18 protein-coding genes are annotated in these 16,672 nt (G+C 69.9%); 9 read left to right on the top strand and 9 right to left on the bottom strand.

The window, feature by feature from the left end; translation table 11 throughout:
* Positions 1–72 precede the first annotated feature (72 nt).
* Positions 73–765 (bottom strand): hypothetical protein, encoded by a 693-nt coding sequence (locus ACFQ91_RS17105; RefSeq protein ID WP_198499354.1) that lies wholly within the window; start codon positions 763–765, stop codon positions 73–75.
* A gap of 31 nt (positions 766–796) precedes the next feature.
* Here ACFQ91_RS17105 and ACFQ91_RS17100 point away from each other — a divergent pair, with 31 nt between their 5' ends.
* The 3 genes from ACFQ91_RS17100 to ACFQ91_RS17090 all read left to right on the top strand — a co-directional run bounded on the left by ACFQ91_RS17100 (position 797) and on the right by ACFQ91_RS17090 (position 3,705).
* Positions 797–1,762, top strand: coding sequence for a hypothetical protein (locus tag ACFQ91_RS17100; RefSeq protein WP_198499355.1), 966 nt, complete (start codon positions 797–799; stop codon positions 1,760–1,762).
* A 120-nt stretch (positions 1,763–1,882) separates the two neighbouring features.
* Positions 1,883–2,239 (top strand): hypothetical protein, encoded by a 357-nt coding sequence (locus ACFQ91_RS17095; protein ID WP_162230352.1) that lies wholly within the window; start codon positions 1,883–1,885, stop codon positions 2,237–2,239.
* On the top strand, positions 2,236–3,705 hold the full coding sequence (locus tag ACFQ91_RS17090; protein ID WP_198499356.1) for an ATP-binding protein: 1,470 nt from the start codon (positions 2,236–2,238) through the stop codon (positions 3,703–3,705). The genes ACFQ91_RS17095 and ACFQ91_RS17090 overlap by 4 nt, the downstream gene beginning before the upstream one ends.
* Positions 3,706–3,718: 13 nt before the next feature.
* Here ACFQ91_RS17090 and ACFQ91_RS17085 read toward each other — a convergent pair whose 3' ends face one another.
* A complete protein-coding gene (locus ACFQ91_RS17085; protein ID WP_162230354.1) occupies positions 3,719–4,315 on the bottom strand; it encodes a GNAT family N-acetyltransferase in 597 nt (198 codons plus the stop codon).
* Positions 4,316–4,338: 23 nt separating this feature from the next.
* The gene (locus tag ACFQ91_RS17080) at positions 4,339–4,683 is read right to left on the bottom strand and encodes a helix-turn-helix transcriptional regulator (protein ID WP_092918847.1); all 345 of its coding nucleotides are present in this window, start codon (positions 4,681–4,683) and stop codon (positions 4,339–4,341) included.
* A gap of 88 nt (positions 4,684–4,771) precedes the next feature.
* Between ACFQ91_RS17080 and ACFQ91_RS17075 the strand changes: the two genes are divergently transcribed.
* Genes ACFQ91_RS17075 through ACFQ91_RS17050 form a run of 6 tightly spaced genes read left to right on the top strand, consistent with a single transcriptional unit; the run spans position 4,772 to position 11,009 of the window.
* Entirely contained in the window at positions 4,772–6,091 is a 1,320-nt protein-coding gene (locus ACFQ91_RS17075; RefSeq protein ID WP_092918849.1) for an FAD-dependent oxidoreductase, read from the top strand.
* Positions 6,088–7,152 carry an NAD(P)/FAD-dependent oxidoreductase gene (locus ACFQ91_RS17070; protein WP_092919089.1) on the top strand — a complete coding sequence of 355 codons (1,065 nt, stop codon included), beginning with the start codon at positions 6,088–6,090 and terminating at the stop codon, positions 7,150–7,152. The genes ACFQ91_RS17075 and ACFQ91_RS17070 overlap by 4 nt, the downstream gene beginning before the upstream one ends.
* 46 nt (positions 7,153–7,198) lie before the next feature.
* On the top strand, positions 7,199–8,386 hold the full coding sequence (locus ACFQ91_RS17065) for an MFS transporter (protein ID WP_232623660.1): 1,188 nt from the start codon (positions 7,199–7,201) through the stop codon (positions 8,384–8,386).
* A 48-nt stretch (positions 8,387–8,434) separates the two neighbouring features.
* Positions 8,435–8,794, top strand: a complete 360-nt coding sequence (locus tag ACFQ91_RS17060) for a helix-turn-helix transcriptional regulator (protein WP_007633539.1) — start codon at positions 8,435–8,437, stop codon at positions 8,792–8,794.
* Positions 8,791–10,704: a cation-translocating P-type ATPase gene (locus ACFQ91_RS17055; RefSeq protein ID WP_198499359.1), complete on the top strand. Its 1,914-nt coding sequence runs from the start codon at positions 8,791–8,793 to the stop codon at positions 10,702–10,704. Before ACFQ91_RS17060 ends, ACFQ91_RS17055 begins: the two co-directional genes overlap by 4 nt.
* Complete coding sequence (locus ACFQ91_RS17050) at positions 10,701–11,009, top strand: hypothetical protein (protein ID WP_013864598.1); 309 nt, start codon at positions 10,701–10,703, stop codon at positions 11,007–11,009. The genes ACFQ91_RS17055 and ACFQ91_RS17050 overlap by 4 nt, the downstream gene beginning before the upstream one ends.
* 135 nt (positions 11,010–11,144) lie before the next feature.
* Here the strand turns inward: ACFQ91_RS17050 and ACFQ91_RS17045 are convergent, their stop codons facing one another.
* The 6 genes from ACFQ91_RS17045 to ACFQ91_RS17020 all read right to left on the bottom strand — a co-directional run bounded on the left by ACFQ91_RS17045 (position 11,145) and on the right by ACFQ91_RS17020 (position 16,332).
* Positions 11,145–11,549 carry an arsenate reductase ArsC gene (locus tag ACFQ91_RS17045; RefSeq protein ID WP_013864597.1) on the bottom strand — a complete coding sequence of 135 codons (405 nt, stop codon included), beginning with the start codon at positions 11,547–11,549 and terminating at the stop codon, positions 11,145–11,147.
* A gap of 15 nt (positions 11,550–11,564) precedes the next feature.
* Entirely contained in the window at positions 11,565–12,566 is a 1,002-nt protein-coding gene (locus tag ACFQ91_RS17040; RefSeq protein WP_013864596.1) for a metalloregulator ArsR/SmtB family transcription factor, read from the bottom strand.
* Positions 12,563–13,663, bottom strand: coding sequence for an ACR3 family arsenite efflux transporter (gene arsB / locus ACFQ91_RS17035; protein ID WP_162230357.1), 1,101 nt, complete (start codon positions 13,661–13,663; stop codon positions 12,563–12,565). The genes ACFQ91_RS17040 and arsB overlap by 4 nt, the downstream gene beginning before the upstream one ends.
* Positions 13,660–13,986, bottom strand: coding sequence for a thioredoxin (gene trxA, locus ACFQ91_RS17030; protein WP_198499360.1), 327 nt, complete (start codon positions 13,984–13,986; stop codon positions 13,660–13,662). The genes arsB and trxA overlap by 4 nt, the downstream gene beginning before the upstream one ends.
* On the bottom strand, positions 13,983–14,957 hold the full coding sequence (gene trxB / locus ACFQ91_RS17025; RefSeq protein ID WP_162230359.1) for a thioredoxin-disulfide reductase: 975 nt from the start codon (positions 14,955–14,957) through the stop codon (positions 13,983–13,985). Before trxB ends, trxA begins: the two co-directional genes overlap by 4 nt.
* 88 nt (positions 14,958–15,045) lie before the next feature.
* Positions 15,046–16,332, bottom strand: coding sequence for a hypothetical protein (locus ACFQ91_RS17020; RefSeq protein ID WP_162230360.1), 1,287 nt, complete (start codon positions 16,330–16,332; stop codon positions 15,046–15,048).
* Positions 16,333–16,672 lie beyond the last annotated feature (340 nt).

The raw sequence follows: 16,672 nt of genomic DNA, 5'->3' as shown, positions 1-16,672 counted from the left end.
AACTCCTGGGGGTAGGGAGCGGGCATGGTGCACATCCTTCCAGGCCGCCCAGCGGGCAAGCCAGATCAGATGTCACCTATCCGTACGGCAGTCCCTATCGGGCCGGAGGCAATGCATGACCTCGTACGTGTTGTTCATCAAGATGAAGCCGTCCGACGCCATCGCTCCGGCAGAAAAGACAACCTGATCGTCTCCAAGGGCTTCCAGGAGTTCTGCGTTGTCGTCTCCGTGCACCAGATCGCCATAGAGGAACTTTCGCGCGATCTCGTTATCCCACGCATCGATACGCGGCCCCGGTGCATCCGGATCGATGGGCGCTTGCATGATCCGCATCCGACGAACCGGGTACTTGCTCCACCCCTCACGCAACTCACCTATCCGCTCCCTGTTGACGGCGTCTTCCGGAGGGCAGAAGAAGTCGAGGGCCGCCATGACGGTTCTCCACGCCAACCTGTCGCCCTTCTTGGACAGCGTCAGGGGGCGTATCAACGTGAGAGCGTAGGCGACTTGCTCTTTGGGAGGAATCACCTGGCGCAAATCTCGCACAGAGGTTTCGCCGGTGGTCTTATCGAGCACGAGGTTCATATGGAGCTGTTGCCCGAGCTTGAGGGCGTCTTCGCGCTGAGCAAGTCCGCATGAGAACAGTTCGTCCGCACGACGCTTGAACAGCCGCAGAGTCTGGAGGTGCTTGCTCGCCACCGGATCGCTGTTCTCATCGGCCACGCGGTCGCACTCCTCGATGTCGGTCGGATGCTCGGTGCGCACCTCTCAGAGACCAGAAGCTGAGGGAGGAACCGTGCCTACATTCTATGATCCCGTCGCCGACGCTGAGGAAGCGTCGCAGGCGTTGCGCGGTCTGGCGCACGCCAGCCGCGACTTCGCCCATCCCGAGGACGCCTACACGATGATGGGGAACCTGCTGTCCGGGGTGCGTTCCATGCAGCAGTCCCTCGCGCAGATCGCCCAGCAGCACAACCGGCACGAGGGCCGCGCCTTCGATGACCACGGCGACCAGGCCGCGGGCATCCGGGACGCCCACCAGGCCGCCAGGCAGCTCTTCGACGCGGCCGCCGGACTCGATGCGGTGGAGGAACGGCTGAACCTCGCCATGCAGGCCGCCGGGCGGATCGCCTGGCACCCCGCACCCGGGCCGCCCGCGCCATCGGCCGCCGCGAGCCTGGAGCGGGGGGCCGAGGCGGTCTCGCGGTGGGTGAACATCGTGTTCCTCCAGGGCGAGGAAGCCGACGCGGTGCTGTCGATGATCGACCGCCACGGCCCGGACGCCGCAATCGAGCACCTGTCCGGCTTCGACTACGGCGCTGAGACCACCGATGCGGCGATGGAGAACGGCTATGTCTACGACACCCTCCCCGCCGGACCGTTGGACCAGGAGGCTGCCGCCGGCGAGTACACGCTGACCTACAACCCCGACATGGGGCACGTCGGCCTCTACCGTCGCCACCCGATCCCGCCCGAAGACCGCCTCGACCCCGAATCCCACACGGCTGGGCCCATCGGCCCGAACGTCGGCGGCGCTGCAAGCGCGGCGGGAGCGTCCGGCGGGCTTGCGGCAGGAGCGGGAGGCGCCACCGGGGCCGCCGCGTCCCGGTCGACCAGAGCGCTCGGGGCATCCGCTGCGGCGGCTGGCGGGCGCAAGGCTCCGGCTGCGGCCGGGAAAGGCCGACCGGCGAAGACCGACGGGTCGTGGTTCACCCATCCCAGCGTCGCGGCCGTCAAACGCGACCGCGGCCTCGGCCTGTAAGCGGTGCCCCGCCGTGAACGGTGCCGTCGCCCCGGTCACGGGGTGGCGGTGCCGTCGTGTGTGCGGGCCGGGCGCACCTGACCGGCATCCCTGTCCGCTCCGCATCTCGGGAGGTCCCTGGTGCCCACCTTCTCCTATCCCACCGCCTACGCCGCCGAAGCCGCCCGGAATCTGCGCGCCCTCGCGAGCGCCGGCCAGCTCACCGAAGCGGGGGCGCCTGCGATCATCGCGGACCTTCGCGATGCGACCGCGGCGATGCGGCTGGTGCTCGACCGGCTCGCCGCCGCTCACACCATCCCCGGTCACCCCACCGCGCTGGAGGCCGGTGATGAGCTCCATCAGGCCGGCACCGCCCTGGACGAGGCTAGAGGCCGGCTGGCCGGCGCGGCTCGCGCCGCCGACGAGATGACCCGCATAGACCCGGCCGGGGCGCCTGCCGCCGGTGGCGTCACGCGGGGTCGGGGGTGGGGGCTGTGAGCGAGAAGGAGCGCCTGCACACCGCCGTTCTGGTCGCCCCGGCCGCGGAACGTCGTCGGCTGCGCAAACAGCGTCGCCGTGCCGCCGCAGAGTTGCAGGCTGAGCAGCGCCGGCAGGAGGTGGCCGCCGCGAAAGCGAAGGCCGGCGCCGAACGCGCCGAACGCAAGGCCACGCAGTATCTGCCGGCTGCCGGGGAGGCGGGGCCGGTGGCGTTGCGGACCCCGGGCCGGTTCCGGTTGCCTCGCCATCAGGACACCTCCGCGACGTTGGCGGCGCAGTATCCGTTCCTGGCCGAAGGGGGCCTGGGCAGCGAAGGCGTGTTCGTCGGCCAGAACCTCTACTCGGGCGCCAGCTTCGTGTATGACCCGTGGGTGCTCTACCAGGCTGGGATCATCACGGCCCCGAACGTGGTGCTCGCCGGGATCGTCGGCAGCGGGAAGTCGTCGCTGGCCAAGAGCCTCTACACCCGCTCGCTCCCGTTCGGGCGGCGGGTGTACGTGCCGGGCGACCCGAAAGGCGAGCACACCGAGATCGCCCGCGCGGTCGGGGGCCGGGCGATCCAGCTCGGCCACGGCCTGCCCACCCGCCTCAACCCGCTCGATGAGGGCTACCGGCCGACCGGGCTCAGCGATGCGCAGTGGGCGACGACGGTCGCCTCCCGCCGTCGTGACCTGATCGGCGCGCTGACCGAGACGGTGCTGACCCGGCCGATGACCCCGCTGGAGCACACCGCGATCGACACCGCCCTGACAGCGACGGTTCGGGAGAACGACGTGCCGATCCTGCCGATGATCGTCGACCACCTCCTCACCCCGTCGGACGACCCTGACGGGCGGCTGGCGGAGGACGGCCGGATGGTCGGGCACGCGCTGCGGCGTCTGGTCGCCGGCGACCTGTCCGGGCTGTTCGATGGGCCGTCGACGGAGGTGTTCGATCCGACGTTGCCGATGGTGTCGCTGGACCTGTCGCGGGTGACGGAGAACGCCACGCTCATCTCGGTGCTGATGACCTGCTCCAGCGCGTGGATGGAATCGGCGCTGCTGGACCCGAACGGCGGACAGCGGTGGGTGATCTACGACGAGGCCTGGAGATTGATGAGCGAGCCGGCGCTGCTGAAGCGGATGGACGCGCACTGGCGGCTGGCCCGCGCCTACGGGATCAGCAACATGCTCATCTTCCACAAGCTCACCGACTTGGAGAACGTCGGCGACCAGGGCTCGGCGATGCGCTCGCTGGCCAACAGCCTGTTGGCGAACGCGGAGTCGCGGATCATCTACCGGCAAGAATCCGACCAGCTCGGCACCACCGCGAAGACCCTCGGCCTGACCGGCACCGAACGCTCCCTCCTGCCGACCCTGGGAACCGGGCAGGGGCTGTGGCGGATCAAGGATCGCTCCTTCGTCGTGCAGCACCAGCTCCACCCCGACGAGTACGACCTGTTCGACACCACCGCCCGCATGAGCTGAATTCCCCGCAAGTTCAGGAATCCTGAAGTCGATTTGGCGTGAAGATGCGGGTTGAGAGGTCGCTGGGGCAGGTGTGAGTGTGCATGTTCACGGAAGATGCAACCTCAGCGTGGCTTCCTGCGGGATCAGCAGGGGTGCGGCGTTCGACGAGGATGGTGTCGCGCCAGCGGCCGGCGTGCGGCCCGTAGTCCATGCGGGCGATGCGTTCTCGTCTGCCGACGGTGCGGAATCCGGCGCGCTCGTGGAGACGCAGGCTTGCGGTGTTCTCGGGGAAGATTGAGGACTGGACCGTCCAGATGCCCGCGTGGTCGGCGACGGCGAGGAATGCGGCCAGGAGCCTGGAGCCGACGCCCTGTCCTGCAGCATCCGGGTGGATGTAGATCGAGTGTTCGACGACGCCCGCATAGGCGGTCCGCGTTGAGGTGGGGGCCGCGGCAACCCATCCGTTGACCCGATCTGCGGAGTCGAGGGCTACCAGGCTCAGCTCGGAGCGTTTGCAAGTGATGAACGCGGCCCAGTTCGCGGGCGGCACAGCTTCGAAGGTGGCGTGCCCGGTGGCGATCCCGGCTTGGTAGATGCTCGCGACCTCGGGCCAGTCGGACTCGACCATCGGCCGGAACCGGGACTCTGGCATCAGGAGAGGAACGCCCGCGCGGCAGTGGCGAGCGTGTCGGTTGTGGGCTGGTAGTAGGCCCACTTACCGCGTTGCTCGCGGGTCACGAGTCCGGCTTCGACAAGGAGCTTCATGTGGTGTGACACGGTCGGCTGCGACAGTCCGACGGGTTCGGTGAGGTCGCACACGCACATCTCGCCCTCGCTGCTGCCGACGATCATCGCCATGAGCTTGACCCGGGTGGGGTCGCCGAGCGCTTTGAACACCCGGGCGAGCTGCTGTGCGGTCGCATCGTCGAGCGGTTGCCCCGGGATGCAACAGGTCGAGGCTTCGGGGGTGCTCTCGATGGTCGCGGGGGTGTTCATGGCTCCATTCTGCCCTACGCATTGACATCTGTCGATACGTGAGGCAGGCTTGCTCATATTGAAGAACGTCAATGTAAGGAGGTTGGGTATGGTTTCCGTCGTCGTTATCGGTGCAGGCCCGCAGGGGCTCGCAGCGGCCGCGCATCTACTGGAACGCGGATTAAACCCGCTCGTGCTGGAGGCCGGTGATGGTCCGGGGGCAGCTGTTGCGGAGTGGGGGCATGTGCGGCTGTTCTCGCCGTGGACGGAGCTCACCGATGCGGCGTCTCGTCGCCTGCTGGAGCCGACGGGGTGGGTGGCGCCGGAGAAAGGCTATCCGACCGGGGCGCAGTGGATCGAGGGGTATCTCGCCCCGCTTGCGGACGCGCTGGGCGACCGGGTCCGGTATGGGGCTCGTGTGGTCGGAGCGGCGCGCAAGGGGCGGGATCTCGCGGTCGATGCCGGGCGAGCGGAGCAGCCGTTCGTCGTGCACGTCCGCCGCACGGATGGTGGGCAGGAGCGGATCGAGACCGACGCGGTGATCGACGCGTCGGGCACCTGGTACACCCGGAGTCCCGCGGGTGCTGACGGTCTCCCCGCGCTCGGTGAGGAGGCTGCAGTCCATGCGGGGCTGGTGGAGCATCGCATGCCCGCGATCGAGGATGCCCTGGGTTTGGCTGGTCAGCATGTGGTGGTGGTCGGCAACGGTCATTCTGCGGCGACGACGATCGGGATACTGTCGCGGGTAGCGAAGCGGGTGCCGGGGACGCGGATCAGCTGGGTGCTGCGCCGCGGCACGGTCGGCAATACGTTCGGCGGCGGGAGCGGGGACGAACTGCCCGAGCGCGGTGCGCTGGGTCAGCGGGCGAAGAAGGCGGTCGAGGACGGGCTTGTGGATCTCGTCACCGGGTTCCGTACCGAAGAGGTGGCGGTCGAGGACGGGCAGGCTGTGCTCCTCGCGGAGGACGGCCGCCGTTTGGAACCGGCATCGCGCGTGTTCGTCGCGACCGGGTTCCGGCCTGACCTGTCGTTCCTGTCCGAGATCCGGCTCGATCTCGACATGCGGTTGCAGGCTCCGGCGAAGGTCGCTGTCGAGGTGGACCCGAACCTGCATTCGTGCGGCTCCGTCCGTGCCACGGGAGCGGCGGACCTCGCACACCCGGAGCCGGGCTTCTACATCGTGGGGGCGAAGTCGTACGGGCGGGCGCCGACGTTCCTGGCTCTGACCGGGTTCGAGCAGGTCCGCAGCGTCGTTGCGGCGATCGCCGGCGACCGTGAGGCGGCCGCGCGCGTCGACCTCGTCCTGCCGGACACAGGGGTGTGTGGCGGGTCTGGCCTGTTCGACGCCCCGGACGATCAGGCGGCCTCGGACTCGTGCTGCGCGCCCGCGCCGCAGCTGGTCCAGATCGGCGCGAGGACCACGAGATGAGCCGGGGCCGCCTGCTGATCGTCGGCGGCGGGCAGTCCGGCCTCGCCGCAGCCCGCACCGGACGCGTCCGGGGCTGGGAACCGGTCGTCCTGGAGGCCGGTGACGAGCCGGTCGGGTCCTGGCCGCGCTACTACGACAGCCTGCGCCTGTTCTCCCCACGCCGGTTCAGTTCCTTCCCCGGGTACCCGTTCCCCGGCGACCCGGACGGCTACCCGGGCCGCGACGAGGTCGTCGAGTACCTGCGCGGATACGCCGACCGGCTCGGCGTCGAGGTCCGGACCAATGCCCGCGTCGTCGACGTCACCGCCGACGGGCCGGCGTTCACGGTGGAGTTGGCTGACGGGAGCAGCCTGGTCGGTGACGCGCTCATCGCCGCTTCCGGTTCGTTCGGCAATCCCCACGTGCCGGCGATCCCCGGCAGGGGGGCATTCGAGGGGCGGGTTCTGCATGTGGCCGACTACCGGTCGCCGGAGGAGTTCGCCGGGCAGCGGGTCGTGGTCGTCGGGGCGGGCAACTCCGCCGTGCAGGTGGCCCACGAGCTCGCCGAGCACGCGGAGACGTCGCTGGCGGTGCGGGACCGGGTGCGGTTCGCGCCGCAGATGATCGCCGGACGCGACCTGCACTGGTGGCTGCGCCTCACGCGCGCCGACCTGCTCCCGCCATCGGTCCTCGAACGGCTCGTCACCGGCACCCCGGTGATCGGGACCGACACGTACAAGCGGGCGCTGGAGGCGGGCCGGCCCGACCAGCGGCCCATGTTCACCGCGTTGTCCCCGGACGGGGTCGTGTGGCCTGACGTCTCCCGGGAGCAGGTCGACGCCGTGATCTTCGCGACCGGCTACCGGCCGCACCTGACCTACCTGACCTCGCTTGGCGTCCTCGACGGGGCCGGCAGGCCCCGGCACGACCGCGGTGTCTCGACCGCGCTGCCGGGGCTGGGCTTCCTCGGTGTGGAGTTCCAGCGGTCGTTCTCCTCGAACACGCTGCGCGGGGTGCACCGCGACGCCCGGCACGTCGTCGACGCCCTGACCAGGCTGCCGCGGGGTGCCGCCGTTGCCTGAGCCCGGACCCCGCCCATCGCTGGGAGCGGTGCTGGCGGCGCTGTGCGTGACCGAGATCGTCTCCTGGGGGCTGCTCTACTACGCCTTTCCGGTGCTCGCGCCGCGGATCAGCGCCGACACCGGTTGGTCCTCGATGGCCGTCACCTCGGCGTTCTCGGCGGCACTGGTGGTCTCGGCGCTGGTCGGGGTCCCGGTCGGCCGCGTCATCGACCGGCGCGGACCGCGGCTGGTCATGACGGTCGGGTCGGTCCTTGGAGTCCTGGCTCTCGTGGTGATCGGCACGGCAGGGAGCCTGCCGGTCTTGGTCGCCGGGTGGGTGCTCGCCGGGGCCGCGATGGCCGGGGTGCTCTACCCGCCGGCGTTCGCCGCGGTCACCGGCTGGTTCGACGCACGCCGTCTCGGGGCGCTGGCCACGCTCACGCTCGTCGCGGGCCTGGCCAGTACGGTCTTCGCGCCGCTGACGGCGGTCGCGGGCGAGCAGCTGGGCTGGCGGGCGACCTACCTGTGGGCGGCAGCCACCCTCGCCGTCGTCACAGTGCCGGCCCACTGGCTCCTGCTGCGACGCCCCTGGCCCGCGCGCGGGCATCGCGACGCGCCCGCCGCCGACAGCGCCCATGCCGTCGCGGTCCTGCGCAGCGCGCGGTTCTGGCTGCTCACGGGCGGTTTGACCGCGGCGTCGCTGGCCATGTACACGGGCCTGCTGGCCCTGGTCCCGCTCATGCTCGAGCGCGGCCTCGACGCCCGGGCCGCAGCCTGGGTGCTCGGCCTCGGAGGCGTCGGCCAGGTCGCCGGACGCCTCGTCTACACCGGCCTGGCGCACCGGGCCTCGCTGACCGCGCGCACCGCCGCCGTGTTCATCCTGGTGACTGCGAGCACGCTGGTCCTGGCCGTGGTGCCGGGCCCGGTGGGCCTGCTGATCGCGGCGTCGATGCTCGCCGGAGTCGGCCGCGGGATCGCCACGCTGCTGCAGGCGACCGCGATCACCGACCGCTGGGGAGAGCGCGCCTACGGCCACCTCTCCGGCGTCCTCGGCCTCCCGGTCCTGCTGGCCGCCGCCCTCGCCCCGTTCGCCGGGGCCGTCCTCGCCGAGGTGACCGGGAGCTACGCGAGGGCATTCGCCGTCCTGACCGCCCTGGCTGCAGTCGGGACGGCCCTGATGATCGCCAGCGTGTGGACGAGGGCCTGCGCGGAGCAGCCACTCCTCCCGCCGCGTGGCGTTCATAGTCGAGGTTGAGGTCATCGGAGCCGACAATAGGTCAGCATTCACTGTATAATTTAGCGTATGCTGACTATTGCTTCGCGTCTCGACGTCATGAACCGGCTGGGCCGGGCCATGGCGGACCCGACGCGCTCCCGGATCCTGATGACCCTGCTGGACGGCCCGAGCTACCCGGCCGTGCTCTCGCGCGAGCTGGAGCTGACCCGGTCGAACGTGTCGAACCACCTGACCTGTCTTCGCGACTGCGGGATCGTGGTCGCCGAGCCCGAGGGTCGGCAGACGCGCTACGAGATCGCCGACCCGCACCTCGCGGCGGCGCTCACGGCGCTGGTGGACGTGACGCTGGCCGTGGACGAGCACGCGCCGTGCGTGGACGCCGAGTGCACGGTGCCGGGCTGCTGCGGGACGGGAGCGGGCGCGTGAGCGCGGCGTGCGGCTGCGACGAGCCCGACACCCAGGTCGCTGAGGAGGCCGAGGAGGAGCGGGAGCGTCCATGGTGGCGGGACCGCGGGATCATGGTCCCGGTGCTCTCCGGCGTCGCCTTCGGCACGGGCCTGGTCCTGGAATGGACGGGCGCGGAGATCCCGGCGCTGGTGGCGTTCTGGATCGGCCTGCTGCTGGGCGCGTCGACGTTCACGCCCGGCGCGGTCCGGAAGCTGTTCACGGGCAAGCTGGGCATCGGGCTGCTGATGACGATCAGCGCGGTCGGCGCGGTCATCCTCGGCTACGTCGAGGAGGCCGCGGCGCTGGCGTTCCTGTACTCCATCGCCGAAGCGCTGGAGGACAAGGCCATGGACCGCGCCCGCGGCGGGCTGCGGGCGCTGCTCAAGCTGGTCCCGGAGACCGCGACCATCCGGCAGGACGGCGCGTCCGTGGAGGTCGCCGCGAAGGATCTGGCCGTTGGTCAGCTGATGCTCGTGCGTCCGGGTGAGCGGATCGCGACCGACGGGATCGTGCGTGCGGGCCGGTCGAGCTTGGACACCTCGGCGATCACCGGGGAGTCGATCCCGGTGGAGGTCGAGCCCGGCGACGCGGTGTCGGCCGGGGCGATCAACACCGCCGGTGCCCTGGAGGTCGAGACGACCGCGGCGGGCACCGACAACTCGCTGACCACGATCGTGGAGCTGGTCGAGCAGGCGCAGGCCGAGAAGGGGGACCGTGCCCGCCTGGCCGACCGCATCGCCCGTCCGCTCGTGCCCGGCGTGCTGATCCTCGCCGCCCTTGTCGCGGTCATCGGCTCGCTGCTGGGCGACCCGGAGCTGTGGATCACCCGCGCCCTCGTGGTGCTCGTCGCCGCGTCGCCGTGCGCGCTGGCGATCTCCGTCCCGCTGACCGTCGTCGCCGCGATCGGCTCGGCGAGCAGGTTCGGCGTGATCATCAAGTCCGGTGCCGTGTTCGAGCGGTTCGGCGTGATCCGCCACGTCGCCGTCGACAAGACCGGCACCCTCACCCGCAACGAGCCCGCCGTCACCGCCGTCCTCACCGCCGACGGCGTGACCGAGGCGCAGGCCCTGGCCTGGGCGGCATCCCTGGAGCAGCACAGCACCCACCCGCTGGCCGCCGCGATCACCGCCGCCGCACCCGGAGCCCCCGCCGCCCTGGAGGTCACCGAGCAGGCCGGGCACGGCATCGAGGGCACCCTCGACGAGGCCCGGGTCACCGTCGGCAGCCCCCGCTGGCTGGACGCCGGGACGCTCAAGGACCAGGTCGCCGGCCTGGAGGAGCAGGGCATGACCGTCGTGATCGTGCACCGCGACGACGTCCCGGTCGCCGCGATCGGCGTCCGCGACGAGCTGCGACCCGAAGTCCCCGAGGTGGTCCGCACCCTCGCCGCCCAGGGCGTCGGGATGACCATGCTCACCGGCGACAACGCCCGCACCGCCCGGGCGCTGGCCGCGCAGGCCGGGATCGAGGACGTGCGCGCCGAGCTGCGCCCCGAGGACAAGGCCGCCGCGATCACCGAGCTGGGCAAGCACGGCTCGGTCGCGATGATCGGCGACGGCATCAACGACGCCCCCGCCCTCGCCGCCGCGGACATCGGCATCGCGATGGGCGCGACCGGCTCCGACGCCGCGATCGAGTCCGCCGACGTCGCCTTCACCGGCCACGACCTGCGACTCCTCCCGCGAGCGTTCGACCACGCCCGCCGCGGACGGCACATCATCAACCAGAACATCATCCTGTCGCTGCTGATCATCACCGTCCTGCTGCCGCTGGCCCTGTTCGGCGTGCTGGGGCTGGCCGCGGTGGTGCTGGTGCACGAGATCGCCGAGGTCGTCGTCATCCTCAACGGGCTCCGCGCGGCTCGGACCCGAAAAGAGCGGATCGCATGAAGGTCGAACTGTTGCACATCCTCGACTGCCCGAACACGGACATCGCCGAAGCCAACGCGCGTGCTGCGCTGGACGCTATCGGATTTGTGGACGTGGCCGTCGAACTGGTAGCCATCCGGACCGAGGCCGAAGCGACGAATTCTCCGTTCGGAGGATCACCCACGCTCCTCGTCGACGGCGTCGACCTGTTCCCGACCGCACCGGTCCGCTCGCTCGCGTGCCGCGTCTACTCGACGGAAAGCGGATTCGCCGGAGCGCCCACGCCGGAGCAGATCGAAGCAGCGCTGCGAGGCGCTTCTCGATAGAGCGACAACCACTGGGGACGCAATTAGCGGGCCACACCCGCGGCACAACGATGTTCCCCGCATGGATTGAGCTCCCTCAAGAGCATGGGAGAGGCAAGCGCCGATGTTGCTTGCCCCTCCGGCGCTCACACTCCCTCAGACGAGCAGCTCTGCCAAGAGCGCTTCGATGCGCCCCTTGATCTCGTCGCGGATCGGGCGCACCGCCTCGATGCCCTGTCCGGCGGGGTCGTCGAGCTTCCAGTCCTCGTACCGCTTGCCCGGGAAGAACGGGCAGGCGTCGCCGCAGCCCATCGTGATCACCACGTCGGAGGCCTGCACCGCCTCGGTGGTGAGCACCTTCGGCTGCTCGGCGGTGATGTCAATCCCTTCCTCGCGCATGGCTTCGACGGCCACGGGGTTGATCTGCTCGGCGGGCATGGACCCGGCCGAGCGGACCTCGATGCGGCCTGCGGCGAGGTGGCGGAGGTAGCCGGCGGCCATCTGGGAGCGGCCGGCGTTGTGGACGCAGACGAACAGGACAGAGGGCTGCTGAACGGTCATGATCTTTGGCTTCTTTCAGTCGGTGAGGGTCGCGAGGAGGGCGCGGACGCGGGACTCGATGTCGTGTCGGATCGCGTCGACCCCTTGCGGGGAGGCGAGGGCGGGGTCGCCGACGGCCCAATCCTCGTAGCGGACACCCGGGATGATCGGGCACACGTCGCCGCAGCCCATCGTCACCACAACGTCCGCGGCGCGGACGGCGTCGTCGGTCAGCGGCTTCGGGAACGCATCCCGAGCCTCCTGCTCGCCTTCGATCTCGACGAGCAGGGAGCGCACGTGCGGGTGCAGGTCCGACGCCGGGGTCGAGCCTGCGGAACGGGCGATCACTCGGCCGTCGGCGAGCTGGTTGACGATGGCGGCGGCGAGCTGGGAACGGCCCGCGTTCTGCACGCACACGAACAGCACCTGCGGCACCCCCGAAGACCGATCCCGGGTGAGGTCGGCGAGGCGCTGGCGGGCGAAGCGCTCGGTCAGCGGGATCATGTGCTGCGTCAGCTTCGCCGACCGCACCAGGCCCGCGTAGGACTCGCGCACGATCGCGATCACGACATCACGGTGCAGCCCGGTCAGCTCGTTGGCCAGTTCCTCGGCGAGCCGGGTCACGCGGGCGTCCATCTGCCGCAACGCTTCAACTCGCGCCTGAGCGTCCTCCGGCTCGTCGGCGACTGCCGCTGGTGCGAACGCGTCGAGGAGGGCCGCGACGGCGCGCTGCTTGCCCGGCGCGATCCGGTACCAGACCCACGTACTGCGCCGCTCGGACCGCAGCATCCCGGTCTCCTTCAACACCTTCAGATGGTGGGAGACGGTCGGCTGGGACACGTCGGCGAGCTCCGCGAGATCGCACACGCAGGACTCGCCGCGCGGGTCGGTCGCGATCGCGGACAGCATCCGCAGCCGCAGCGGATCCGCCAGCGCCTTGAGCGCCCCGGCCACAGTCGCAGCTGCGTCGGCGCCGATCGCGTGCATCGCGGAGGGCGCGCACGCCTCGGCGTCGGGAAGGACAGCGGTGTCGGTCATGACGTCCTCGATTCGATCGTGGATTCGGTGGTGTAGGGGTCGGTGCGGAACCAGGCTTTCGCCGCCCAGAGCGAGACGTAGACCAGCCCCACCAACACGGGCACCTCGATGAGCGGGCCGACAACCCCCGCCAAGGCCTGCCCGGAGGCCGCGCCGAAGGTGCCGATGGCGACCGCGATGGCCAGTTCGAAGTTGTTCCCGGCCGCGGTGAACGCGAGCGTCGTCGACCGTGCGTAGCCGAGACCGAGGCCCTTGCCGAGCAGCAGCCCCGCGAACCACATCAGGCCGAAGTAGACCAGCAGCGGCAGCGCGATCCGGGCGACGTCCATCGGCCGGGAGGTGACCTGTTCGCCCTGGAGGGCGAACAGCAGCACGATCGTGAACAGCAGGCCGTACAGCGCCCACGGCCCGACCCTCGGAAGGAACGTCTCCTCGTACCAGTCGCGCCCCTTCCGCTTCTCGCCGATCCACCGCGAGGCGAACCCCGCGGCGAGGGGGACGCCGAGGAAGACGAGCACATTCAGCGCGATCTGCCAGACCGAGATCTCCAGCCCTTGCGTGTCCAGCCCCAGCCAGCCCGGCAGGACGGTGAGATAGAACCAGCCCAGCAGGGAGAACGCGACGACCTGGAACACCGAGTTGATCGCCACCAGCACCGCGGTCGCTTCCCGGTCACCGCAGGCCAGATCGTTCCAGATCACGACCATCGCGATGCAGCGGGCGAGCCCGACGATGATCAGCCCGGTGCGGTACTCGGGCAGATCCGGCAGGAAGATCCAGGCCAGGGCGAACATCACCGCCGGCCCCACGAGCCAGTTCAGCACGAGCGAAGAGACCAGGAGCTTCTTGTCTCCGGTGACGGCGGCGGCCTTGTCGTAGCGGACCTTCGCGAGCACCGGATACATCATCACCAGCAGGCCCAGCCCGATCGGGACCGAGATCCCACCGACCTCCATCGCGGACAGCACGTCGGAGAGCACAGGCACGAACCGGCCGAGGAGGAGACCGGCGACCATGGCGAGGCCGATCCACAGCGGCAGCCACTTGTCGAGTGTGGAGAGCCGTTTCGGTGCGGTGCGGGTCACGGTGTCGGTCATGCGAGCAGCTCCTCGATCTTCGTCGCGTAGACGGGCTTCGGGTGCGCGCCGATCAACACGTCCACCCGTTCCCCGTTCCGGTAGAACCCGAGGGTCGGGATCGAGGTCACGCCGGCCGCGGTCACGGTCTCGGGGTTCTGATCGGCATCGACCTTCACGATCTTCACCCGGCCCGCGTACTCACCGGCGAGCTGGTCCAGGATCGGGGCGACCGCCTTGCACGGCCCGCACCAGGCCGCCCAGATGTCGACCACGACGGGCAGCTCGGAGTCGAGCACCTCGGCCCGGAACGTGGCGTCGGTGACGGGGGTGACGGTGCTCATGCGGAAACCTCCAGAACAGGTGCGGAAACGGTGGCGGGAGCAAGGTTCGACAGGTAGTGCTGGGCGTCCTGTGCGGCCGCGCAGCCGGTGCCCGCGGCGGTGATCGCCTGCCGGTACGTGTGATCGACGAGATCCCCGGCCGCGAACACCCCGGCCAGGTTCGTCCGCGTCGACGGGTGCGCGACCCGCACGTACCCGTCCGCGTCGGTGTCGACCTGGCCGGTCACGAGATCTGAACGCGGGTCGTGCCCGACCGCGACGAACACCCCCGTCGCGTCGAGTCTCCGCTCGGTCCCAGTGACGCTATCGCGCAGCGTGAGCCCGGTGACCTGCTCGTCGCCGAGGATCGCGGCGACCTCGCTGTTCCAGGCGACCTCGATCTTCGGGTCGTCCAGCACGCGCTGCGCCATGATCTTCGACGCCCGGAACTCGTCCCGGCGGTGCACGACGGTCACTTTCGACGCGAACCGGGTGAGAAACAGGGCCTCCTCCATCGCGGAGTCTCCGCCGCCGACCACGGCGATCTCCTGGTCGCGGAAGAAGAACCCGTCGCACGTCGCGCACCAGGACACTCCGTGCCCGGACAAGCGGTCCTCCTCGGGGAGGTCGAGCTTGCGGTACGCGGAGCCCATCGCCAGGGCCACCGCCCGCGCCCGATACGTGGCCCCGGCACCGGTCTCGATGATCTTCACGTCGCCGTCGAGGTCGAGGCGGGTCGCGTCGTCGTAGACGATCTGAGCGCCGAACCGTTCAGCCTGCGCCCGCATCGACTCCATCAACTCCGGACCCTGCACACCATCGACGAAGCCGGGGAAGTTCTCCACCTCGGTCGTCGTCATCAACGCCCCGCCCGCGGTCACCGAGCCGGCGATCACGACCGGGGCAAGCCCCGCACGAGCAGCGTAGACCGCCGCGGTGTACCCGGCGGGACCGGACCCGACGATGACCAACTCGACCTCTTGATTCGACATGTATCTATATTGACGCTTATCGAAGCACGCGGCAAGTCGGCGAGGCGCATCTGGGTGGTGTTTGCCGAAGGTTCATCTTCTGAGGCGGCTACGCACTGTCGGCCGTGATGTTCTGCGGTCCCGTGGCGGTGTGGGAGTAGCGCAGCGCGGTCTCGATGCCGATGCCGAAGAGGTCGCAGATGCGCCTGACATCGCCGCCGGTCTGCTCGACTTCGTAGAGAATCCGGTCGGTGCGCAGGGCCTGGGCTGTCACTCCGGCCTTCTTCCAGGGGAAGTTCCGGCCGGGCGGCGGGAGACGGGGCGCGGTCTGGACGGTGACGAGCAGGTAGGGGTTCTTCGTTTCCGGCCAGCGCTGGGCACGGTGGTCGAGCCACGCGCTCAGGCGGACGCGGACAGGTTTCGCGAGCGGGATGAAGCGGCCGTCGGGCATTCGCAGACGTCCGTCGATGATGTCGGTGAGTTGGATGTGCTGGACCTGCTGCGTGGTCAGGGCGTGGAAGGCGACGAGCGAGACGGCCAACGCGATTGCGGGGTCGGGGTTGACCAGTGCGTCGCGGATCGCCGTGGGCTCCATTGGCAGCGGTGTGTTGCGCCGCGGGCCGCGCAGCGGGATCGCATTCGTCGGGTCGGTGAAGACCTGCTTGCGGCCGCGCAGGATCGTGAACAGACTGCGGAAGCCGAGCAGCATCGTATGGCGACGGGAGGGGTCGTCAGGGAGGGCGGCGAGGATGTCTTCGGTGCTGATCCCTGCGAGGCTGGTGCGCCCGTCGTCGACCCAGCGAGTGATCGCGGGGAGGATGCCGTACATCTGGCCTTTGACGGTCCTCGTGTCGCGGGGCTGACGGCGCGGCGGGGTCTTGGAGCCGTCGACCATGATGTCGCGCCAGAGCTCGAGCTGGGATCGCATCGGCTCGGGCAGGGCATGGGTCTTGCGTTCGAAGAGCTTGGTGAACGAGGGCACCCGATCGTCGATGAGGAGCCCGGCGTCTTCGAGGACTTCGATGGTGGAGCGGATGTTGCTGCCGTCGTCGTAGCTGCGCATCGCGAGGATGTCAGAGGCGCGAAAGCGCAGATTCGCGCCGGGGAACACGAGCTGCAGGACTTTCAGGGTGCGCCTGACCTGGTTGGTCTGTCGCTTGCTCCAGGCGTACTCGCGGGCTCGGGCGTAGAGGAAGTGGTCGGTGCGGCTGGTGATGTCGCGCAGCCGGATCTCGTTGGAGCGCTGACGGAGGCGTTCGGGGTCGGGGTCGATATGAAACAGGACCGGCTGGTAGCTGGCGGGAGTCGGCGGCGGCGTGTTGATGACCTTGAGCGCTTCGCGGATGCTCATCGCCATCGGCAGGTGGAGTTCTGCGGGCTGACGGGAGTCGTTCATCGAGGCGAGGAAGAACTGCTGGCCGTACGTGCGGGCCGCGTCGAGGTCGAGCGGTTCACCAGGCGTCTGGTGGTAGCGGGCGGTTTCCAGGCAGAGGCGGCAGTAGCCCTGCTCACCGATGGTGACCTCGCGGTGGCAGGAGACGCACTCGCCCTGCGGGTAGTGCGTGAACCACCAGCGGCACTTCCAGCACCGCCAGTTGCGTTGCCGGTAGACGCCCCAAGCGAGGCAATCGCGGCAGGAGCGGGACTGCCGTACGGATAGGTGACATCTGATCTGGCTTGCCCGCTGGGCGGCCTGGAAGGATGTGCACCATGCCCGCTCCCTACCCCCAGGAGTT

The sequence above is a fragment of the Brevibacterium sp. NPDC056726 genome (assembly GCF_042790515.1).
Lineage (GTDB): Bacteria > Actinomycetota > Actinomycetes > Actinomycetales > Brevibacteriaceae > Brevibacterium > Brevibacterium sanguinis.
This window is presented reverse-complemented; position numbering and strand designations above follow the sequence as displayed.

What these genes read in the sequence shown, in the direction of transcription:
- trxB (WP_162230359.1), bottom strand. Translation starts at nt 14,957, where the DNA reads ATGTCGAATCAAGAGGTCGAGTTGGTCATCGTCGGGTCCGGTCCCGCC.
- ACFQ91_RS17020 (WP_162230360.1), bottom strand. Translation starts at nt 16,332, where the DNA reads ATGAACGACTCCCGTCAGCCCGCAGAACTCCACCTGCCGATGGCGATG.
- ACFQ91_RS17060 (WP_007633539.1), top strand. Translation starts at nt 8,435, where the DNA reads ATGCTGACTATTGCTTCGCGTCTCGACGTCATGAACCGGCTGGGCCGG.
- trxA (WP_198499360.1), bottom strand. Translation starts at nt 13,986, where the DNA reads ATGAGCACCGTCACCCCCGTCACCGACGCCACGTTCCGGGCCGAGGTG.
- ACFQ91_RS17070 (WP_092919089.1), top strand. Translation starts at nt 6,088, where the DNA reads ATGAGCCGGGGCCGCCTGCTGATCGTCGGCGGCGGGCAGTCCGGCCTC.
- ACFQ91_RS17075 (WP_092918849.1), top strand. Translation starts at nt 4,772, where the DNA reads ATGGTTTCCGTCGTCGTTATCGGTGCAGGCCCGCAGGGGCTCGCAGCG.
- ACFQ91_RS17080 (WP_092918847.1), bottom strand. Translation starts at nt 4,683, where the DNA reads ATGAACACCCCCGCGACCATCGAGAGCACCCCCGAAGCCTCGACCTGT.
- ACFQ91_RS17085 (WP_162230354.1), bottom strand. Translation starts at nt 4,315, where the DNA reads ATGGTCGAGTCCGACTGGCCCGAGGTCGCGAGCATCTACCAAGCCGGG.
- ACFQ91_RS17050 (WP_013864598.1), top strand. Translation starts at nt 10,701, where the DNA reads ATGAAGGTCGAACTGTTGCACATCCTCGACTGCCCGAACACGGACATC.
- ACFQ91_RS17045 (WP_013864597.1), bottom strand. Translation starts at nt 11,549, where the DNA reads ATGACCGTTCAGCAGCCCTCTGTCCTGTTCGTCTGCGTCCACAACGCC.
- arsB (WP_162230357.1), bottom strand. Translation starts at nt 13,663, where the DNA reads ATGACCGACACCGTGACCCGCACCGCACCGAAACGGCTCTCCACACTC.
- ACFQ91_RS17040 (WP_013864596.1), bottom strand. Translation starts at nt 12,566, where the DNA reads ATGACCGACACCGCTGTCCTTCCCGACGCCGAGGCGTGCGCGCCCTCC.